18 protein-coding genes are annotated in these 18,183 nt (G+C 64.6%); 10 read left to right on the top strand and 8 right to left on the bottom strand.

The window, feature by feature from the left end:
* Nucleotides 1-36 precede the first annotated feature (36 nt).
* Nucleotides 37-564 carry a 2OG-Fe(II) oxygenase gene (locus Q5Z11_RS04995; protein WP_303749002.1) on the top strand — a complete coding sequence of 176 codons (528 nt, stop codon included), beginning with the start codon at nt 37-39 and terminating at the stop codon, nt 562-564.
* Here the strand turns inward: Q5Z11_RS04995 and Q5Z11_RS04990 are convergent.
* A complete protein-coding gene (locus Q5Z11_RS04990) occupies nt 549-2,369 on the bottom strand; it encodes a tetratricopeptide repeat-containing sulfotransferase family protein (RefSeq protein WP_303749001.1) in 1,821 nt (606 codons plus the stop codon). The genes Q5Z11_RS04995 and Q5Z11_RS04990 overlap by 16 nt on opposite strands.
* 463 nt (nt 2,370-2,832) lie before the next feature.
* On the opposite strand from Q5Z11_RS04990, the gene Q5Z11_RS04985 reads away from it, so the two are divergent.
* Both Q5Z11_RS04985 and Q5Z11_RS04980 read left to right on the top strand, forming a co-directional pair.
* Nucleotides 2,833-3,675 carry a helix-turn-helix domain-containing protein gene (locus tag Q5Z11_RS04985; protein ID WP_303749000.1) on the top strand — a complete coding sequence of 281 codons (843 nt, stop codon included), beginning with the start codon at nt 2,833-2,835 and terminating at the stop codon, nt 3,673-3,675.
* A 551-nt stretch (nt 3,676-4,226) separates the two neighbouring features.
* Nucleotides 4,227-5,135, top strand: coding sequence for a helix-turn-helix domain-containing protein (locus tag Q5Z11_RS04980; RefSeq protein WP_303748999.1), 909 nt, complete (start codon nt 4,227-4,229; stop codon nt 5,133-5,135).
* 16 nt (nt 5,136-5,151) lie between these two features.
* On the opposite strand, the gene Q5Z11_RS04975 is transcribed toward Q5Z11_RS04980, so the two are convergent.
* From Q5Z11_RS04975 to Q5Z11_RS04965, 3 genes are read right to left on the bottom strand one after another with little or no spacing between them, the layout of a single operon-like run.
* Nucleotides 5,152-6,588 carry an NAD(P)(+) transhydrogenase (Re/Si-specific) subunit beta gene (locus Q5Z11_RS04975; RefSeq protein WP_303748998.1) on the bottom strand — a complete coding sequence of 479 codons (1,437 nt, stop codon included), beginning with the start codon at nt 6,586-6,588 and terminating at the stop codon, nt 5,152-5,154.
* The gene (locus Q5Z11_RS04970) at nt 6,585-7,082 is read right to left on the bottom strand and encodes a hypothetical protein (RefSeq protein WP_303748997.1); all 498 of its coding nucleotides are present in this window, start codon (nt 7,080-7,082) and stop codon (nt 6,585-6,587) included. The genes Q5Z11_RS04975 and Q5Z11_RS04970 overlap by 4 nt, the downstream gene beginning before the upstream one ends.
* Nucleotides 7,079-7,381 carry an NAD(P) transhydrogenase subunit alpha gene (locus tag Q5Z11_RS04965; RefSeq protein ID WP_282267096.1) on the bottom strand — a complete coding sequence of 101 codons (303 nt, stop codon included), beginning with the start codon at nt 7,379-7,381 and terminating at the stop codon, nt 7,079-7,081. The genes Q5Z11_RS04970 and Q5Z11_RS04965 overlap by 4 nt, the downstream gene beginning before the upstream one ends.
* 162 nt (nt 7,382-7,543) lie before the next feature.
* On the opposite strand from Q5Z11_RS04965, the gene Q5Z11_RS04960 reads away from it, so the two are divergent.
* From Q5Z11_RS04960 to Q5Z11_RS04950, 3 genes are read left to right on the top strand one after another with little or no spacing between them, the layout of a single operon-like run.
* On the top strand, nt 7,544-8,071 hold the full coding sequence (locus tag Q5Z11_RS04960; RefSeq protein WP_303748996.1) for an RNA polymerase sigma factor: 528 nt from the start codon (nt 7,544-7,546) through the stop codon (nt 8,069-8,071).
* A complete protein-coding gene (locus tag Q5Z11_RS04955) occupies nt 8,068-8,415 on the top strand; it encodes a hypothetical protein (protein ID WP_405051652.1) in 348 nt (115 codons plus the stop codon). Before Q5Z11_RS04960 ends, Q5Z11_RS04955 begins: the two co-directional genes overlap by 4 nt.
* Nucleotides 8,416-8,417: 2 nt before the next feature.
* Nucleotides 8,418-8,846, top strand: coding sequence for a DUF3106 domain-containing protein (locus Q5Z11_RS04950; RefSeq protein ID WP_405051651.1), 429 nt, complete (start codon nt 8,418-8,420; stop codon nt 8,844-8,846).
* A 245-nt stretch (nt 8,847-9,091) separates the two neighbouring features.
* Here Q5Z11_RS04950 and Q5Z11_RS04945 read toward each other — a convergent pair whose 3' ends face one another.
* The gene (locus Q5Z11_RS04945; protein ID WP_303748994.1) at nt 9,092-10,195 is read right to left on the bottom strand and encodes an NAD(P) transhydrogenase subunit alpha; all 1,104 of its coding nucleotides are present in this window, start codon (nt 10,193-10,195) and stop codon (nt 9,092-9,094) included.
* Between the two features lie 255 nt (nt 10,196-10,450).
* The gene (locus Q5Z11_RS04940) at nt 10,451-12,760 is read right to left on the bottom strand and encodes a DUF1631 domain-containing protein (protein WP_303748993.1); all 2,310 of its coding nucleotides are present in this window, start codon (nt 12,758-12,760) and stop codon (nt 10,451-10,453) included.
* Nucleotides 12,761-13,071: 311 nt separating this feature from the next.
* Here Q5Z11_RS04940 and Q5Z11_RS04935 point away from each other — a divergent pair, with 311 nt between their 5' ends.
* From Q5Z11_RS04935 to Q5Z11_RS04920, 4 genes are read left to right on the top strand one after another with little or no spacing between them, the layout of a single operon-like run.
* Nucleotides 13,072-13,647 carry a nitroreductase family protein gene (locus Q5Z11_RS04935; protein ID WP_303748992.1) on the top strand — a complete coding sequence of 192 codons (576 nt, stop codon included), beginning with the start codon at nt 13,072-13,074 and terminating at the stop codon, nt 13,645-13,647.
* Nucleotides 13,635-14,582, top strand: coding sequence for a 5'-3' exonuclease (locus Q5Z11_RS04930; protein ID WP_303749974.1), 948 nt, complete (start codon nt 13,635-13,637; stop codon nt 14,580-14,582). The genes Q5Z11_RS04935 and Q5Z11_RS04930 overlap by 13 nt, the downstream gene beginning before the upstream one ends.
* Nucleotides 14,579-15,130 carry an NUDIX hydrolase gene (locus Q5Z11_RS04925; RefSeq protein ID WP_303748991.1) on the top strand — a complete coding sequence of 184 codons (552 nt, stop codon included), beginning with the start codon at nt 14,579-14,581 and terminating at the stop codon, nt 15,128-15,130. The genes Q5Z11_RS04930 and Q5Z11_RS04925 overlap by 4 nt, the downstream gene beginning before the upstream one ends.
* The gene (locus Q5Z11_RS04920) at nt 15,123-15,941 is read left to right on the top strand and encodes an N-formylglutamate amidohydrolase (protein WP_303748990.1); all 819 of its coding nucleotides are present in this window, start codon (nt 15,123-15,125) and stop codon (nt 15,939-15,941) included. The genes Q5Z11_RS04925 and Q5Z11_RS04920 overlap by 8 nt, the downstream gene beginning before the upstream one ends.
* A gap of 105 nt (nt 15,942-16,046) precedes the next feature.
* On the opposite strand, the gene Q5Z11_RS04915 is transcribed toward Q5Z11_RS04920, so the two are convergent.
* Entirely contained in the window at nt 16,047-16,742 is a 696-nt protein-coding gene (locus Q5Z11_RS04915; RefSeq protein WP_303748989.1) for a DUF7716 domain-containing protein, read from the bottom strand.
* The gene (locus Q5Z11_RS04910) at nt 16,739-18,172 is read right to left on the bottom strand and encodes an MFS transporter (RefSeq protein WP_303748988.1); all 1,434 of its coding nucleotides are present in this window, start codon (nt 18,170-18,172) and stop codon (nt 16,739-16,741) included. The genes Q5Z11_RS04915 and Q5Z11_RS04910 overlap by 4 nt, the downstream gene beginning before the upstream one ends.
* Nucleotides 18,173-18,183 lie beyond the last annotated feature (11 nt).

Below are 18,183 nucleotides of genomic sequence, written 5' to 3'. Positions count from 1 at the left end.
TACATCCGCACCTACGAGCACAGCCTGCCTGCGGAGATGTGCGGCAAGCTGATCGAGTCCTTCAACGCGCTCTCCCGTTTCCAGCAACGCAACGGCCGTGGGGTACGTCCCGGTCTTGATGACAGCGCCTGGACCGAGCTGGACGTTAGCCGCCTGTCCGACGCGGGATTCCTCAGCTATTTCCGGCAACTGGTCAGCAACGCGCTGCGCCAGTACAACGCCGATGTCGGCCTGCCAATCGCGATACCTGACAGCCCCCTGCTCAGCCCGCTGATCCTCAAGCGCTACCGCGCCGGCAGCGAGGAAAAATTCCAGACCCACTTTGATTCGATCAACGAGGTCTGCGACCGCTACCTGGTTTTCCTCTGGTACCTCAATGACGTCGAAACCGGCGGGGAGACCTGGTTTCCCGGGTTGCAGACCGGTGTGGTTCCGCGCGCCGGTAGGCTGCTGATGTTCCCGCCGTACTGGCTGTATGCCCACCAAGGACGACCCGCACCCGAACAGGACAAGTACATCCTGTCCACCTACCTGAGATTTCCGCAGGCTCAGTCCAGCGTGTAGCCGTAGCGATGCACCCATGGCGCAAGCGCGGCAAGCACTTCATCACTGAAATGCGCGCGATAGGGGCGCCATCTGCCTACCGCGCCTGCATTGAGCGGTTGCACCACCTGTGAATAGCTGGGCGTGTTTATGCGTCGGCTGCGCGTGGCGGCAAGATTGTCGAAGGAGAACTGTTGTTGCTCCACGGGCAACGAAAGGAAGTCCATCAGCCTGCCCAGTTCGCCGCTGACATCACCAACCAGGTCTTCATAGCGCAGGGTGTGCACGCGAGCCGGGCTCAATGCGCGCTGCGCATGCCACCACTCCATTATCGCGACGTAGGTCCGCGCCGTTGACTCCAGGCTCGCGAATGCCAAGGCGCCGCCGTTGCTGCCAAAGGCCTGCATGTAACAGCTCAGCACGCAGTCGCATGGGTGGCGGATCAACAGAATCCAGTCAGCCTTTGGAAACAGGCGCGCCACATACGGCAAGCGCGTCAGGGTCAATGGATACTTGTCCACCAGCCGCCCCTGCGGCTGCAGATGATGCTGCACCTCGGCCCAGTAGCGCCGCCGCAGCGCGTCGATTGAATTTGAGGAAAGCGCATCCAGCCCCGTGTCCAGGTCATCGCCGGGCCAGCCTTCCGCAGCGCGCAACTGCTCGATCACCACTTCCAACGCAGGGCGTTCATCCAACACGTCCAACTGCGAATGCGCGTCCAGCATGCGCTCCAGCAAGGTCGTTCCCGAACGCGGGAAGCCCACCAGAAACACCGGGTCTTCCGGCAGCGCATCTGCGTGGCCTTGCTGCCAGGATGCCGGCGCTGATCGCTGCAACCGTTGCTGCAGCCAATCCAGCACGCCCGGCGCTTGCTCCCCGGAAGAACGCTGGCGGAACGCGGCTTCCGCCGCCGTGTGTGCTGCAGACAGCGCCTGCATTGTCAGCTCAACCTGCCCAAGCCGCTCGTGGTTACGCGCGAGTTCAAACCCCAGCTGAGCCTGCATCGCTGGCTCGAGCTTTCGCTGCAGGCCTGATGCGAGCAAGGTGATTGCCGCATCCCATTTCTGTTGCCGCCGCAGAATGCGGGCAGCAGCGAGCACATACATTCCGGAGTTCGCGGTTGTACTGATGGCTGAGACAGCCTTCAGTACATTGTCCGCCTCGTCCACACGATTCAGTCGCTCCAGCAGCAGCGAAAACTGCACGCGTGACTCCGTCGCATCTGGTGTTTCCAGCAGGATCTGCCGGTATACCTCCTGCGCAGTGAGGTCGTCGCCTGCCTGCGCCAGCAACCAGGCGAACGCCCGCCGCTGCGCAGGGTCGAGTGAGACCGCATTCACTTCGCGCAGGCACTGAGCCAGTTCTTCAAACCGCTCCATTTCCGCAAGGCTCTGCGCATAAGCCAAGCGCACGTCGGCAGCCTCGGGCTCCCTGGCCAACGCTGCCCGCAGCACTCGGTTTGCCTCGGCGAACCGCGCCAGCCCCAGCAAGGACAAACCATGACCCAGCAGCCACGCCACATCATCAGAGCCCAGTGCATGTGCACGCGCGAAGGCAGCTTCGGCAGCTACGTGGTCGCCAACCTCAAGGCAGACATTGCCCAGGTTCATCCAGGCACCAACCGAAGCTGGCTGCAGTTCGGCGGCTTGCACGAACAGCTCCCGCGCTTCGCTGAGCTGCCCCTGCGATGCCAAGGCCATCGCAAGCACCTGCATGGCCGGTGCGAGTTCAGGCGTGTGGGCAAGCAGCCGACGCATCCTCGCCTCCGCCAGCCGGTGCTCCCCCTGCTCAAGCTGCTCCAGCGCCAGTTCCAGTTCGTCCTGCATCGCCCCCCCGATAGTTACATCTGATTCAAATCGAAACGCCGTGAAATCTTAATTTTTGACAATCCAACTGCAAACCTCGGCAGATCGGCGGGGGGGGGGGACATCCCAACAGCATGGAACCGTTCGGAGACTTGGAAACACTCTCTACTCTCTCTGCACACGTCAGACCTTACTGAGCCCCAAATCAGCGGGCAAGCTGGTCGGCTCCGAACCTACCCGGCAAATGCCGGTTTTTTTTGCGAAAAACATCGATGCCGTCAATTCTGAAATTTCCGTTCTCGTTGCTTGAAGCCAAACGCTGTGCGATGTTTTTCCCGCAAATCAGGGTTACAGCGGGCCTGTTTGGCGTTTCAAACCTCCAAGTGTTTCGACCTGCTCGGGAAACGGAAGCGAAGTGAAGATCAAACACCACAGCCTTCATGGCCCCCAGGTTCTGGACCTGTCCAGGCAGCCCGAGGATAGTGTGCACTCGGTAGTCTGCCATGGCCGTGGTACCCGCTTGCTGGTCCCCACCGGCTGGATCAGCCTCACCCTGGTCCTGACCGGGATGCTTGAGATCAACAACGTCGATGCGCCCTGGCAGCTTTCCGCCCATCACATCCAACTGTGGCTCGAGGGTGATCTCCGCTACACCAGCCGCAGCTACGCGTGGTGGATATGCATAGCCGCGCCGGCAGCACTCTGGGAAAGCCTGCCAAGTCCGCCAACCATCGCCTGTCACCTTATTCCCCGCGAGATCCGCTGTGATCGTGAACTGGGCCGCGCGGTATTGCACATGGCACGACCACGCTGCTTCAACAACGATCGCGATACCACTGCGGTCAGCGACGGAATGGCGATAATGCGCGACATGTTGCTGGAACGGCAGCAGTCCTTGCAGGGGCAGCTCAGTCGTTGCAGCGGACGTACCGCGTTGCGGCGGCACCAGACAATGCTGCGGTTGCTGCGGGTACAGCACCTCATCCGCTGCAACATGGATGCAAGGCTCGACCTGAATCGGCTGGCAGCAATTGCCAACTACTCGCCGCCGCACCTGATCCGCGTCTACCGGGAGGTCTTCGACGAAACGCCATTCGAGTACGCCACCCGCATACGCCTGCGGCGTGCCTGGGACCTGGTATGCAACACCGATCTTTCCATCTGTGACATCTCCGATTCATTGGGCTTTGAAACCGAGAGCGCATTCTGCCGATCCTTCAAGCACACCTTCCGCTGCACCGCCAGCCAGGCACGTCGGCACAACGCTGCCTTCCCGAAGAATATCGACAGCCAGCAACAGCCCATGCTTGAACTGCGCGCGGGCTGACGCCGTAAACCAGTCCGCCATCGCATCCACAAGCAGCCCCGTTGCAGCCGTGCCCGTGGTGGATACCCATCCCATGCGCTTCAACCAGCTGTCGCATTCACCAACGTGATCCGCGCCGCGCCGACGCTCTTGTCGATTTGATCCAACACGTATTCCCGCATGTCGCAGCGAGGGCCCCCGGGTACAGCCTCGACAGCGCGCTGTGCGGAATCGCTTCCCAACCCGCGCGCCCATGACGTACCTCTTCGACGCGCGGCGGCGCTTGCAGTAAACCGCAGCAGGTTGCGCCAACTCCGCCTTCATACCCCCAATTCAGCAATTTCTGAGCTCGTCTGGACATGTTTTCCGCATGTACAGGTGAGGTAGTCGGCATCCCCCACGTCTGAACTGAGTAGAGCTTCACAAAAGCTCACGCGACGACCGAAAGAAAAGCCGGTTACAGCGCAGCTGGTCTCGCTTCATGACAGCGCGCCCGTCGTCCGTTCACGCAGACACTTTCGGGGGAAGACACAGTGGGCATCAGGCATCATTCGATTCAAGGTTCGCAATCATTGGACCTCTCCACCCAGCGACCAGACTGTATCCATGCCATCACCGGCCGTGGCAAAGGCGGGCGACTGAGCATCCCTGCCGGTTGGATCAGTATCACGTTGGTATTGGAGGGCACGCTGGAGCTCGGCAACGGTGACCTGCCATGGCGGCTTGGTACTCGCCAGCTGCAGCTCTGGGTGGATGGGAGCCTCCGTCACGGCAGTCGCGATCACGGTTGGTGGCTGTGCGTGGCCGCACCCGCCGGGCTCTGGCAGAAACCACCCAAGAGCACGGCATCCATCATCAACTGTCTGATCCCGCGCGAGCTGAGCTGCGACAGCAAACTCGCACGTGCGGTGGTGCATATGTGCCGCGCCCGCTGGTTCAGGCATAGCGTCGACTCAAGCGACGCTGCCTACCAGCTGGGCCTGCTGCGTGACGCGCTGATCGAACGCCAGCAACCCATGCACATGCAGCTGGAACGTTGCAGTGGCCGCACCGTACTGCGCCGCCATCAGACCTTGCTGCGGCTGCTGCGCGTGCAACACCTGATCCGCTGCACCATCGAGACACGCCTGGACCTGGTCAGCCTGGCAGCGGTGGCCAACTACTCGCCAACGCATCTGATCCGCATCTATCGCGATGTCTTTGGCGAAACGCCAAGCGAGTACGCGGCACGCCTGCGCAACAAGCGTGCGCTGGATCTGGTCTGCAACACCAATCTGTCGGTGTGCGAGATAGCCGAATCACTGGGTTTCGAAAGTGAAAGCGCGTTCTGCCGCGCGTTCAAGCATGCCTTCGGTTGCACCACCACCGCCGCACGTCGCGGCCAACAGGTACAGGACAGCGTGTTGGCCGCACCGAGACTCAAGGCTCCCAGCAACATCGCCGTTGAAACGCCAATGTTGGAGTGGGCGGTGGCCTCCTGACCACCGCCGCATTGCCTCAGTGCCCGCCGTCCAGCGCCTTGAGTTCGCTGACCAGGGCACTGGCCGCTTCGGCACCGTCGCCGTACAGCATGCGGGTGTTGTCGGCGTAGAACAGCGCATTCTCGATCCCGGCAAACCCAGTACCCTTGCCACGCTTGATGACGATGGTGTTCTTTGAATTGACCACGTCCAGGATCGGCATGCCGTAGATCGGGCTGGTCGGGTCGGTCTTGGCGACCGGGTTGACCACGTCGTTGGCGCCGATCACCAATGACACATCGGTATTGGCGAACTCCGGGTTGATGTCATCCATGTCGGCGATCAGGTCGTAAGGCACACCGGCTTCGGCCAGCAGCACGTTCATATGCCCGGGCATGCGCCCGGCCACCGGATGGATTGCGAATTTCACCTTGACTCCGCGTTCGATCAAGCGCTGTGCCAGCTCCCAGATCTTGTGCTGGGCCTGCGCTACCGCCATGCCGTAACCAGGCACGATCACCACGCGCTCGGCGAACGCCATCATCGCCGCGACATCGGCCGCCTCGATGGGCTCCTGCGTACCGCTGATTTCCGCGCCCTGCCCGCCGCCACCGAAGTTGGAGAACAGTACACCGCTGATCGGCCGGTTCATCGCCTTGGCCATCAAGCGGGTCAGCAGGATGCCAGCCGCACCGACCATCATGCCGGCGATGATCAAGGCCTCGTTGCCCAACACATAACCCTCAAACGCCACCGCAAGTCCGGTGAACGCGTTGTACAGCGAGATCACCACCGGCATGTCGGCGCCACCAATCGGCAGCGTCATCAGCACGCCCAGCGCCAAGGCCACCACGAAGAAGCTGATGATCGCCACTGGCTGCAGGCTGATCGCCGCCCACGCACCAAGCACCACCATCGCGACGGCGACCAGCAGGTTGAAAACCTGCTGGCCGGGGAAGGTGACACGCTTGTCCAGCCGCCCATCGAGCTTTGCCCAGGCAATGATCGAGCCCGACAGCGACACCGCACCGATAGCCGAGCCAATCACCGCCAAGGCCAGCACGGTGTTGGACGGCAGCCTTGCCGCCAGGTCGGCGATGGCCTGCGCGCTCCAGTGACTGGTATCGCGGTTGGCCAGGTCGGAGAAGCGCAGCAGTTCCACCGCACCAATCGCTGCCGCCGAGCCACCGCCCATGCCGTTGTACAGCGCGACCATCTGCGGCATGTCGGTGATGGCAACCTTTTTCGCCGACACCCACGCCAAGCCGGTGCCCAGCACCAGGGCGACCGCGATCAGCGCGAGGTTGTGCAGGCCCGGCAGGAAGAACGTCGCTGCGGTCGCGATCAACATGCCCGCGCCGGCCCACTGGATGCCACTGCGCGCGGTCTTCGGCGAGGCCATGCGCTGCAGGCCAAGCAGGAACAGCGTGGCGGCAACCAGGTAACTCGTATTGACCAGGATCGATATGCTCATGCATCGGCCTCCAGAGCCGTGTCGGAGTGGCGAGGAGCCTGCTTGTCGAGGCGATGGTGCTCGCGCATTTCAATGGCGGTTTTCAAAAGACCGATCATGCCCAACCCGAACGCCACCATGCCCAGCGCGAGCTGTGACAAGGCAGTGGTCGGCGCAAGCGCGGCGCCCAGCAATCCCAGCACGATCGGCAGCAGTGCCTGCGCGCTGAGCAGCCACAGCATCAAGCCGCCCTTGCGCGGGTCCTGCCAGACTTTCTTCGACATGTTGTTCTGGGTCTTGGACGGGTCCTGCAGCGAGGACATGCCCACGCCCACACCCGCATACAGCAGTGCGCTGTTGTAGGCATCAAGCGCGCCCTCCATGCCATTGAACAGCGGCCGTGCCGCATAGGCGAAAGCGACCAGCAACGCCGGATACTGCAGGTAGCTGAGCCACTGGAAAACCTGCCGCGCGCCGATGGAGGAACCGCCCGCAATACCAGTGGAAGAACTCACTTGTCCTTCCCTTCCGGCTTCTTCGAGCTCTTGAACATATCCAGCATGCGCTCGGTCACCACATAACCGCCGGCCGCATTGCCTGCGCCCAGGGCCACGGCGATGAAGCCGATGACCTTCTCCAGCGTGGTATCGGCATGGCCGAGCACCACCATCGCACCGATCAACACGATGCCGTGGATGAAGTTGGAACCGGACATCAACGGTGTGTGCAGGATCACCGGCACCCGCGAGATGATCACGTGGCCGGCAATCGCTGCCAGCATGAAGATGTACAACGCTACGAACCCGTCGCTCATTGCTTGGTCTCTCCGAGGCTGGAAGCGCCTGTCCGGCATCATAACCATCTGGCCGAAGCCGGCGCGACCGTTGCGTTGTCAACCGATTCCGTTCCCGCGCGTTATTACTCCCAGAGACCACGACCGGGACGCTACCCTGTGCTGGTGACCAGCCCACCCTTGATGCCGCTTAATGCTGTACCCGCCTCGCTGGACGCGTTCCTGGCGGGCATCGGGCCGCGCGCGTTCCGTTTCGCCGAGGCCGGCCTGCGCCAGCGTGATGACGCCCTGGACGCCGTGCAGGACGCCATGGAGCGCATGCTAGGCTACCAGCAACGGCCGGCGGAGGAATGGACCCCGCTGTTCTGGAGCATCCTGCGCCGGCGCATCATCGACCTGCAGCGCCGTCGCAGCTTCCGTTTGAAGTTCTGGACCACCCAGGAAGACCACGACCAGGACAGCGCCATCGACTGGGCCGATGAAGCCCCCGGCCCGGCGCAGACGCATGAACAGCAGCGCGAGTACGCGCAGCTGGTGCAGGCCCTGCGGCAACTGCCAGCCCGCCAGCGCGAAGCCTTCAGCCTGCGCGTGCTGCAGGAACTGGACGTGGCCACCACCGCCAAGGCCATGGGCTGTTCGGAAGGCTCGGTAAAAACCCACCTGTCGCGCGCACGCGACGCATTGCAGAAACAACTGGAGGCCACGCGGTGAACCGCCTGCCCAACCCCGACCAACACTTCGACCACCACGCCCGCCAGCTGCAGCAGCAGGCCGACGCCTCGCTGTCGCCGGCCACCTTGGCGCGGCTGCGGCAAGCACGCCAGCAGGCCAGCATGGCGAGCACTCCTTCCGTATGGCGCCGCCACCGCTGGTGGTTGGCTACGGCCTGCTCGGTGCTGCTGGCCGTGCCGGTGGCGATGCAGTTCAACAGCACCGCTCCGCCCACAGCGCCGGTGATCGCTGGCGAGACCGATGACGGCGAAGACACCTTGCTGTTCGACGAAAGCCCCGAGCTCTACCTGTGGCTGGGCTCCGACAATCTGGCGATGGAATGACGATGATGAAGACCTTGTTGCCCTTTCTCCTGCTGCCCCTGCTGCTGGTCTGCGCCAGCGCCGTGGCCGCCGATCCGCAACCGCTGCCCGAGTGGGACCAGTTGACCCCGGCCCAGCGCGAGACCTTGATCGCACCGGTGCGCGATCGCTGGAATTCGTCGTCACCCGAGCGTCGCCAACGCAACTACGAGCACGCGCGTGGCTGGCAGCAGATGACACCGGAGCAGCGCGAGCAGGCCCGTCGCGGCATGCACCGCTTCGAGAACATGTCGCCAGGCCAACGTCGCGACGCACAGGCACTGTTCGACAAGATGCGCGGCATGGACAAGGACCAGCGCCAGCAGCTGCGTGAGCAGTGGAACAAGATGAGCCCCGAGCAGCGACGCCAATGGGTGGAAGCCAACCCACCAGCAACCCGCCCCCAGCGCTGACTCAACGTGTAGTGCCGAGCCATGCTCGGCAGGGGCTTTCCCGGGCGAAAAGCTGCCCTCACCCCAACCCCTCTCCCGTGAACGGGAGAGGGGCTAAAGCGCGCGCGCCGCCAGCCTGTAGTGCCGAGCCATGCTCGGCAGGGGCGTTCCAAGCAAAAGCCGCCCTCACCCCAACCCCTCTCCCGCAGGCGGGAGAGGGGCTAAAGCAAGTGCAACGCCAGCCCGGTTGTACCGATCAGCGTCGGTCACACCGGCGGGATTTCACCGCCGGCTGGGCGTTGCGGCCAGACGGTCTTGGCCAGCAGTTCATCGTTCCAGTCGAACGACAGCTTGCCGTCTTTCAGGAACAAGGCCACGAAGTTGTAGACGTTGCGCGCGAACATTTCGCTGGCGTGCACCGCACCCATGCTGGCCAGGTTGAGCGGACCAGCAACAGTCACGCCGCCGACCTCGATGGTTTGCCCCGGCTGCGTTGCCTCGCAATTGCCGCCGGTTTCAGCGGCTAGATCAACGATCACGCTACCCGGCCGCATCCCGGCCACCATCGCAGCGGTGACAATCTTCGGCGCCGGGCGACCCGGCACGGCCGCCGTGCAGACCACCACATCCACACCCTTCAGATGCTCGGCCAGACGGCGTTGCTGTTCGGCCCGCTCATCGTCGGTCAGTTGCCGGGCGTAACCGCCTTCACCTGCCGCGCTGACGCCGAGGTCCAGGAACTTGCCGCCCAACGACTCGATCTGCTCGCGGGTTTCCGGGCGCACATCAAAGCCCTCGACCGCTGCACCCAGGCGCTTGGCCGTGGCAACCGCCTGCAGCCCAGCTACACCGGCGCCAACGATCAACACCTTGGATGGGCGGATGGTGCCTGCGGCGGTGGTCAGCATCGGGAAAAAGCGTGGTGCCAGCTGCGCGGCAATCAAGGTCGCCTTGTAGCCCGCCATGCCGGCCTGCGAACTGAGCACGTCCATCGCCTGCGCACGGGTGGTGCGTGGCAAGCGTTCCAGCGGAAACGTTTGTAACTGCCGTGCCTGCAGTGCAGCCGCACGCGCCGCGTCAGCCTCAGGCTGCACGCCACCAACCAACACCGCGCCAGTCTTGAGGCGGGCAATGGTGGGCAAGGACGGCGCCTGCACGCACAACACAAGATCCGCGCCTTCCAGCGCATCACCCAGCTGTGCGCCGGCATCCACATAGGCCTGATCGGGGAAGCCCGCGGCCGTACCTGCGCCGGCCTGCAGATGTACCTGCGCGCCGGCTGAGACAAGCTTCTTCACCGTTTCCGGCGTGGCAGCAACGCGCCGCTCACCTTCAGCGGTTTCCTTCAATACCCAGACATCTACGGCCATTCCAGTCCTCGATGCGCAGCGGATCAACCGCCGGATCGTAGCAAAGCCGCGGCCCTGTGCGGCAGACCCTTGGCTGCTGGCCTGCGATCAATCAGGCACGCAGTGCAGCTCCAGCCGATCGACAACGACCCGCACCACCATGGAGAGCACAGCCATCGATCTGCGGACACAGCCAAACCGTCCCCGCCGGCGCTGGCAGCGAGATCATGCGAAAGGGTGGTGCGCTGGGGCAGACCTTCGCCTGCCCGACCGGACTCAGTTGTGGACTCCCTGCGGCTCGAGGCGATCGATGACGCCTTGCATGGCGCTGTCGAAGGCGCCGTCATCCACGTGCGGGCGCAGCCGTTCCAGCCGCACCATCACCGCCAACTCTTCCGGCGATGCCACACAGAAGCGGATGCCGCGACGGTTGACGAACAACAGGCGCGAGGAGATCGGGCTCACCCACGACAGCTTGCCGGCCTGCATCTTGCCGTCCTTGTCGATGAAGTCCAGCCAGGTACCGATTTCCATCCGACGGAAGCGCTCGGCGTCGCTGTCGTCGAAGTCCTCGGCCTTGGTGGCAGTACCGAACTCGATGGCCGGGGTTTCCGGTGCCGGCGGCGTTGGCAGCGCGACCTGCGGCAACTCCGGCAATGCACGCTCCAGTTCCGGACGCAGCTCGGCGACCGACTGCAAGGTGTCGTGCAGGGCATCGATGGCGGTGGTACCGCCGTCGCCGTGCAGGCCAACGCTGGCAAACACCTTGCGCAGGCCCGGCTGGCTGGACTGCAACCACGGCTTGCCGACGATATGGCGACGCGCCTCGGCGACTTCCTCCAGCACGTCGTCGGCCAGCTTCAGCGCTTCGCTCACACCCTCGCCTTCTTCGCCTTCGCGCAGCAGGGTGAGGGTGAGGTGGTGGTTCCAGGGCTGGCGCAGGAAATCTTCGATGGCCTTGGGCAGGCTGGTGTCGGCAACACGCTTGTCCAACTCGGCGCTGGCACGGTTACGTGCGACCTCGAGCTTCTCCTGGCCACGCTGGGTTTCAGCGGCACGCCGCTCAGTGATTTCAATACGACGACGATGCTGGGCCAGGAAGTCGCGGAACTCTTCTTCCAGAGTAAGGAAGATCGCCAGGTTCTCGTTGAACTCGGCGGTCAACCGTTCAATGATTTCTTCGACCTTGCCCATCAGCGCGCGCTCGGCCTGGCTCTCACCGGCATTGCCTTCGCAGGCCTCGGCCAGGGAGTTGAGCAGCTTGCGCGCCGGATGGGTCTTCTGCACGAACATGCGGCGGTCGAGCATGGCGACCTTGACGAAGGGCACCACCAGCCGGCCGATCAGCTCGCGCGAGCGGCCTTCCAGGTCACGCTCGTCCAACATGACGTCGAACAGCATGCCAACCAGGTCGATCGCATCCTCGTCCTGCGGGTCCAGGTGAGCCTGCTGCGGATCGACGCCGAGGCGTGTCGCACCAGACAGCACTTCGCTCTTGAGCCGCTGCGCCAGCGATTCGCCGTCCTCGCCCACCGCCGCACGCAGGGTGGCGCTGGGGGTGGCCTGCAACAGCGACAGCACCGACATCATCTCGCGCTGGTTCAAGGAGCGCTGGTGACCACCACCGGCCTGGCCTGCATCGGCTGAAGGCGCTGACGCACCTTCACGGGTCTGCCGGCTCTGCGCCAGCAACTCGTGCAGCGCCTCCAGCACCATGTTCTGTGGATTGCCATAAGCCTGCTCGGCTTCGAAGCCGGCCGCTGCCTGTGCGGCAGCCTGGCCAGCCATGCTGCCGCGGCGCTGGCTCCAGCGCTCGGAGAAGCGCCGCGCCCACATCGGCGCGTGGCCCGGGTCGAAGCCTTCCTCTTCTTCCTGCACTGCCTGCGCCAGCTGCTCGGCCACGGTCCGCTGCGGGCTTGCGCGGCGCGGCGCGGCGATCTCCGGTGCGGCACCGGCCTGGGCCAGACGCTCGTCCACGGCCTCGTACAGCTTGCCGATACCGGCAGCGAACTCACGCTCGCACAGCTTGAACAACACCAGCCGCACTTCCGCGGTCAGGTCACAGGTATAGAAAGCCTCGTGCACGGCAACGCCAATGTGCTCGGGGCCGATCGGGTTGGTGTCGGCATCCAGCGCCACCACCCCGGCCACCCAGGCCAGGCGGTGATCGATGCGCTGCAATACCTGCTTCCAGTCGCGCAGCAGCACGGTTGCGAAATTACGCACCGCCAGCCGCGACTCGAGGATGTGTTCTGGCACCAGGCTCAGACCGCCGTCACTCTGCCCAGCCAGCACGGTTTCCGCCGACTGCGGGGTGCCCGCATCCAGCGCGGCCCAAGCCTGCTGAAGGTGCGAATCGAAGCGGCGGGAGATCTCGTCGCGGCGGCGACGCAGCTCGCGCATGCCGTCCAGGAAAGCCAGCTGCGAGGGACCGGCCGTCTCGGCGCGGTCGAACAAGGCATCGTCAAACCCCGCCAGCACCTTGGCAAAGGCCTGTGACAACACAGGCAAGGTGGCCTCGCGGGCCACGCCAAGCAGGTTCTGGTTACGACCGGGCTGACCGGCGGGATGCGGACTGGACATCATGCGCAAAGGCTCCACACCCTTCCAGGCGCTGGTCTTCTGTTAAACGATTGAGGAAATGCAGACGCGGCCCCTGAATCCGCACGCGCATGGTAGGCGGAGAAGATGAACAGGGTCAGTGATGCAGTACGCACTTCCTACCTCATGATCCCTTCCTCGCATTACCAGCAATGCTAAGCGTGTCGGCGATTATTAGCGACCCGTAGCTTGTTCAGGGCACACGACACAGCGCACAAAACCGACCCCGATCTGCGCTGAACGGCCGGTACATGGGCGGCGTCTATACTCAGCAGCCGCCTCAGCCCCTGTGAACCATGTCCGACAACTGCTTCCTGCAAGCGCTGGATCAGCGCCATTCAGTGCCCTCCCTGCAACTGGGCGAGCCTGCGCCGGACTCCGCCACCGTGCTGCGCATGCTGCAATCGGCGGTACGCGTGCCGGATCACGGCAAGATGGTGCCGTTCCGTTTCCTGCGCCTGCAGGGCGAGGCCCGCCATGCCCTGGGCGAGTTCCTGGCCCAGCGCAGCCGCCAGCGTGACCCCAATGCGTCCGACTCCGCGGTCGAGAAGGACCGCCAGCGCTTCTCGCATGCGCCGCTGATCATCACCGTGATCGCCCGCCTGCAGGACAACCCCAAAGTGCCCATGCAGGAGCAGCTGCTCACCGCCGGCTGCGTCTGCTTCGCACTGCTGCAGGCCGCGCAGGGCCTTGGCTTCGGCGCGCAGTGGCTGACCGCGTGGATGAGCAGCGACCCCGAAGTCGCCCGCCATCTGGGCCTGGCCAGCAATGAGCAGATCGTCGGTTTCATCCATATCGGCACGCCGAAGATCGCCGTGCCCGACCGCGAACGCCCCGATCCGGCAAAGCTGCTGCAGGACTGGCAGCCGTGAGCCCTGCCAACGCCCCGCTGCAGCCGCTCTACCTGGTTGATGCCAGTCTGTATGTGTTCCGCGCCTGGCACTCCATCCCCAATGAGTTCCAGGATGCGCAGGGATGGCCGGTAAACGCAGTTCACGGTTTTGCCCGCTTCCTGCTCGACCTGCTGGAGCGCGAGCGCCCGCAGCACATCGCGGTGGCCTTCGATGAAGCACTGGACAGCTGCTTCCGCCATGCGTTGTATCCGGCTTACAAGGCCAACCGTGATCCGGCCCCGGAGGAACTGCGCCGCCAGTTCGCCCATTGCAAGGCGCTGTGCGCTGCACTGGGCCTGCAAGTGCTGGCCGACCGCGAATTCGAGGCAGACGACCTGATCGGCAGTGCCCTGCACGCCAGCCGCGGCCGCCTGCGCGGTGTCATCATCTCGGCCGACAAGGATTTGTCGCAGCTGCTGCTGGAGCACGACGAGCAATGGGACTACGCCCGCAACCAGCGCTGGGGCGCGGACGGGGTGAAGGCACGGCAAGGCGTGCACGCCCACCAGGTCGCCGACTACCTGGCCTTGAGCGGCGATGCGGTCGACAACATTCCCGGCGTCTCCGGCATCGGCGCCAAATCGGCGGCGGTGCTGCTGGCCCATTTCGGCACGATGGACGCCCTGCTCGAACGCATCGACGAAGTGCCGTTCCTGCGCCTGCGCGGCGCCGCCACCATGGCGGTACGGCTACGTGAACAGCGCGAACAGGCGCTGCTGTTCCGCCAGCTGACCACGGTCGCCTTGAACGCACCGCTGCACAACGCCGCCGGTGGCTTCGCGCGCGCCAATGGCGACGGCGACATGCTCGGCGGGCTGTGCGAGGCGCTTCGGTTTGGCCCGATGACCCGGCGTCGGCTGATGACTGCTGCCGGCCTGCAATCCCCTTCCACTCCAGCCAACGAGTTCGCATGAGCCAGAACACCGCCGAACCCCGCGTCGTCTACGAAGGCAAATACCAGCGCATGCTGGTGCGCGGCACCTGGGAATACAGCGAGCGCACCCATGCGGGCGGACTGGCCGCGATCATCATCGCGGTCACCCCGGACGATGAAGTACTGTTCGTGGAGCAGTTCCGCGTGCCGCTGCAGGCGCGCACCATCGAGATGCCGGCCGGGCTGGTCGGCGATATCGATGCCGGTGAATCCATCGAGGTTTCGGCCGTGCGCGAGCTGGAAGAAGAAACCGGCTGGACCGCCGACCACGCCGAAGTGCTGATGATCGGCCCCACCTCCTCCGGCGCCAGCAGCGAGAAGATCGCCTTCGTGCGCGCCACCGGCCTGCGCAAGGTTGGCGACGGTGGCGGCGACGCCAGCGAAGACATCACCGTGCACAGCATCCCGCGCCAACGCGCTGCGGCCTGGCTGGTGGAGAAGATGGGCGAAGGCTATGAGCTGGACGCGAAACTGTGGGCCGGCCTGTGGATGATCGAACACCATCTGGATGGGCGCCCACGTGGCTGATTCTGGCTTGCACAGCGCTGCACCGCTGCTCGGCACCGATGATCCGGCGGTCTTCAGCGTGCACAACCCGCACGGCGCTTCACCTTTCCTGCTGCTGGCCGATCATGCCGGCCAGCGCGTGCCGCTGGCACTGCAGGACCTGGGTTTGCCGCAGGCCGAACTGGACCGGCATATCGGCTGGGATATCGGCATCGCCGCCACCACCCGCGCCCTCGCCGAGCGCCTGGACGCCTGGGCCATCGAGCAGACCTATTCGCGGTTGCTGATCGACTGCAACCGGCCATTGGTGTCGCCGACGCTGATCCCTGAAGTCAGCGATGGCACCGTTGTTCCCGCCAATCTCGGTCTTGATCCGCAACAACGCCAACAGCGCATCGACGCGATCCATGCGCCCTACCATGCGCGCATCGACGCCGAGCTGGACCGCCGGCGCGATGCAGGCGTGCCGACCCTGCTGGTGATGATGCACAGCTTCACCCCGGCGATGGCCGGCGTGGAACGTCCGTGGCACGCAGGCGTGCTCTACCACCAGGACACCCGTTTCGCGCATGCGCTGCTGCAGGCCTTGCGCGAGGAAGGCGACCTGGTGGTGGGCGACAACCAGCCGTATTCGGTGAACAGCAGCAGCGACTATGCGGTGCCGGTGCATGGCGAAGGCCGCGGACTGGTGCATGTGGAGCTGGAGATCCGCCAGGACCTGATTGCAGATGTGGCGGGGCAGCAAGCCTGGGCAGAGCGACTGGAGCGGATATTCCGCAATCTGCAGCCGATGTTGCTCGCCATGCAGGAACCGCGCAGCGCCGCGCTTTAGGAGCGGCGTAAGCCGCGAAGCTGGAGAACTGTCGGACGGAACACCGGCAAGGCCCCTGCCGAGCATGGCTCGGCACTACAGCGCTGTTGCTCTTGTGGGAGCGGCTTACGCCGCTCCCACAGTTCGCACAACACCTGCTGGTGTTGGAACGTCTGACCACGGGAAGGGTTTGTAGCCTCGCACCTGCAACGGCACGCCCAAGGCATCGAAGGCCGCGACAATTCCGGCGCAACGCTTCCGGTCCAGCTGTTCGCCCAGACACACCGGCAGATCGCGGCAAGCAGCCAAAGCCTCGCCAATCGATACCGCCAACAACACCGCCACCTGCCGCGCTGCTTCCTTCACTGATTGCGCGGGACATTGCGCCAGCACCACATCGAAACTGGGGTAGATGCCAAGCCCGACACCAATTGCCAGCGCTGCTGCCTGCTCCGCATCGGAAGCCTCGCCGAGGGCTTCATCGATACCGGGCACCTGCAGGAACGCGTCGTACTCGGCGTAGTAGTCCAGCGCCGCCGCGTAATCGTCCAGCGTCGATAGCGGACGCTGGCGCTTCTGCACATCGAGCACATCGGCAAAGGTCGCCGGTTCCAGGAAACTCGAAAGACCCAAGGCACGCGCCGCCGTCGGCAACTCATCATCGTCGAACGCCTCCGCTTCGCTGGCCGGCAGCCAGAACGAAGCACCAAGCGCACCGCCATCACTGGCGTGGACCCAGCCGTAGCGCGCCCACACCTCATCGTCGTCGTTGCAGCTGGCGAAGCTGTCCAGGGTCTGGCGGAGATCCAACAGTTCAATCATGCGTCGCTTGGCAGGCAGTCGTCGGAGCTGCAGTCTAGCGGCGCCGGCCGCAGGCGCAATGCAACCACCACGCCAAGTACGGCGAACAGCGCAGCACCATACTGCGCATGGACCAGGCCCTGCAGCGCCTGCGCGCTGTCAGCCGGTGCTGTTGCGCGTGCCGCATTGGCCAGCATCACCAGCACTGCCAGACCCAACGCGCCGCCGATCTGCTGCGCGGTCGCGGCCATGCCGGACGCCACGCCTTGCTGCGCAGCCGGAACACCCTGCCCGGCCACGATCCACATCGCCGTCCAGGTCATGCCCTGGCCCAGGCTGAGCAGCACGATGCCTGGCAGCAGTGGCCAGTAAGCCGCGCCGTGCGGCAAGGCGGCCGCAACGCCCGCGATACCCACTGCACCCGCCGCCAATCCCCATGCCAGCACCTGCCGCGGCGAACGCGCCGCCAGCATGCGCTCGGCGATACGGATGCCGACGGTGCAGACCAGGGTCGGCGGCAGGAAGGCCATGCCAGCCTGCAACGGGCTCCAGCCGTAGCCATCCTGGTAGTACAGCGCCAGGAAGTAGTACTGCACACCGAAGCTGCTCATGAACAACATGGTCAGCCACATCGCAGCACGCAGCCCGGGTACCCGCAGCAAGGCGAAGTGCATCAGCGGATCGACACTGCGCCGTTCAATCAGCACGAATGCTGCCAGCAACAACAATGACAGCAGCAGGCAAGCCAGCGTTATCGGCGCTGCCCAACCCCATTCCGGCCCCTGCACCAAGGTGGTGACCAGCAGGCTGCCGCCGACAGTCACCGTGAAACAGCCGGCGAGATCGAATGAACGGCCGCGCGCGCGCGGGCCGTCCAACGGCAACCAATAGCCACCCAACACTGCACACGCCCCGGCAATCGGCACGATCACCAGCAGCACCGATGCCCAGCCGAACTGCTGGGTGAGCACGCCTCCTAGCAGCGTCCCCAACGCAAGACCACCGGCACTGGCCATGCTCCAGATCGCCAGCGCGCGATTGCGCGGCGCGCCTTCGGCGTACAGCGTATTGATCAAGGCCAGGGTGGCCGGGAACAGCAAGGCCGCACCGATGCCCTGCACCGCGCGTGCCGCCACCAACAGCCAAGCGCTGCTGCTGAAGCCGCCGACCAGCGAAGCCAACGCGAACAAAGCCATGCCCAGCCGATAGAAACGCCGCTTGCCAAGCAGATCCGCCGCGCGGCCACCCAGCAACAGGCAGCCGCCGAAAGCGACGGTGTAAGCGCTGACCACCCATTGCAGCTGCTGCGCATTGATCTGCAGCGCGCGCCCCATGTCATGCAGGGCGACGAAGATGATGGTCGCATCCAGGGCGATGATCAGTTGCGCCGTGGCCAGCAGCGCAAGCGCCAGCCGCGGCGTGGTGGAAAGTGGAGAGGGTGAAACCTGCATTGCGTGAATCC

Origin of the sequence: Stenotrophomonas sp. 610A2, assembly GCF_030549615.1 — a bacterium.
Lineage (GTDB): Bacteria > Pseudomonadota > Gammaproteobacteria > Xanthomonadales > Xanthomonadaceae > Stenotrophomonas > Stenotrophomonas pigmentata.
The sequence above is the reverse complement of the archived record's forward strand: the minus strand, read 5'-3'. Positions and strand labels throughout refer to the sequence as shown.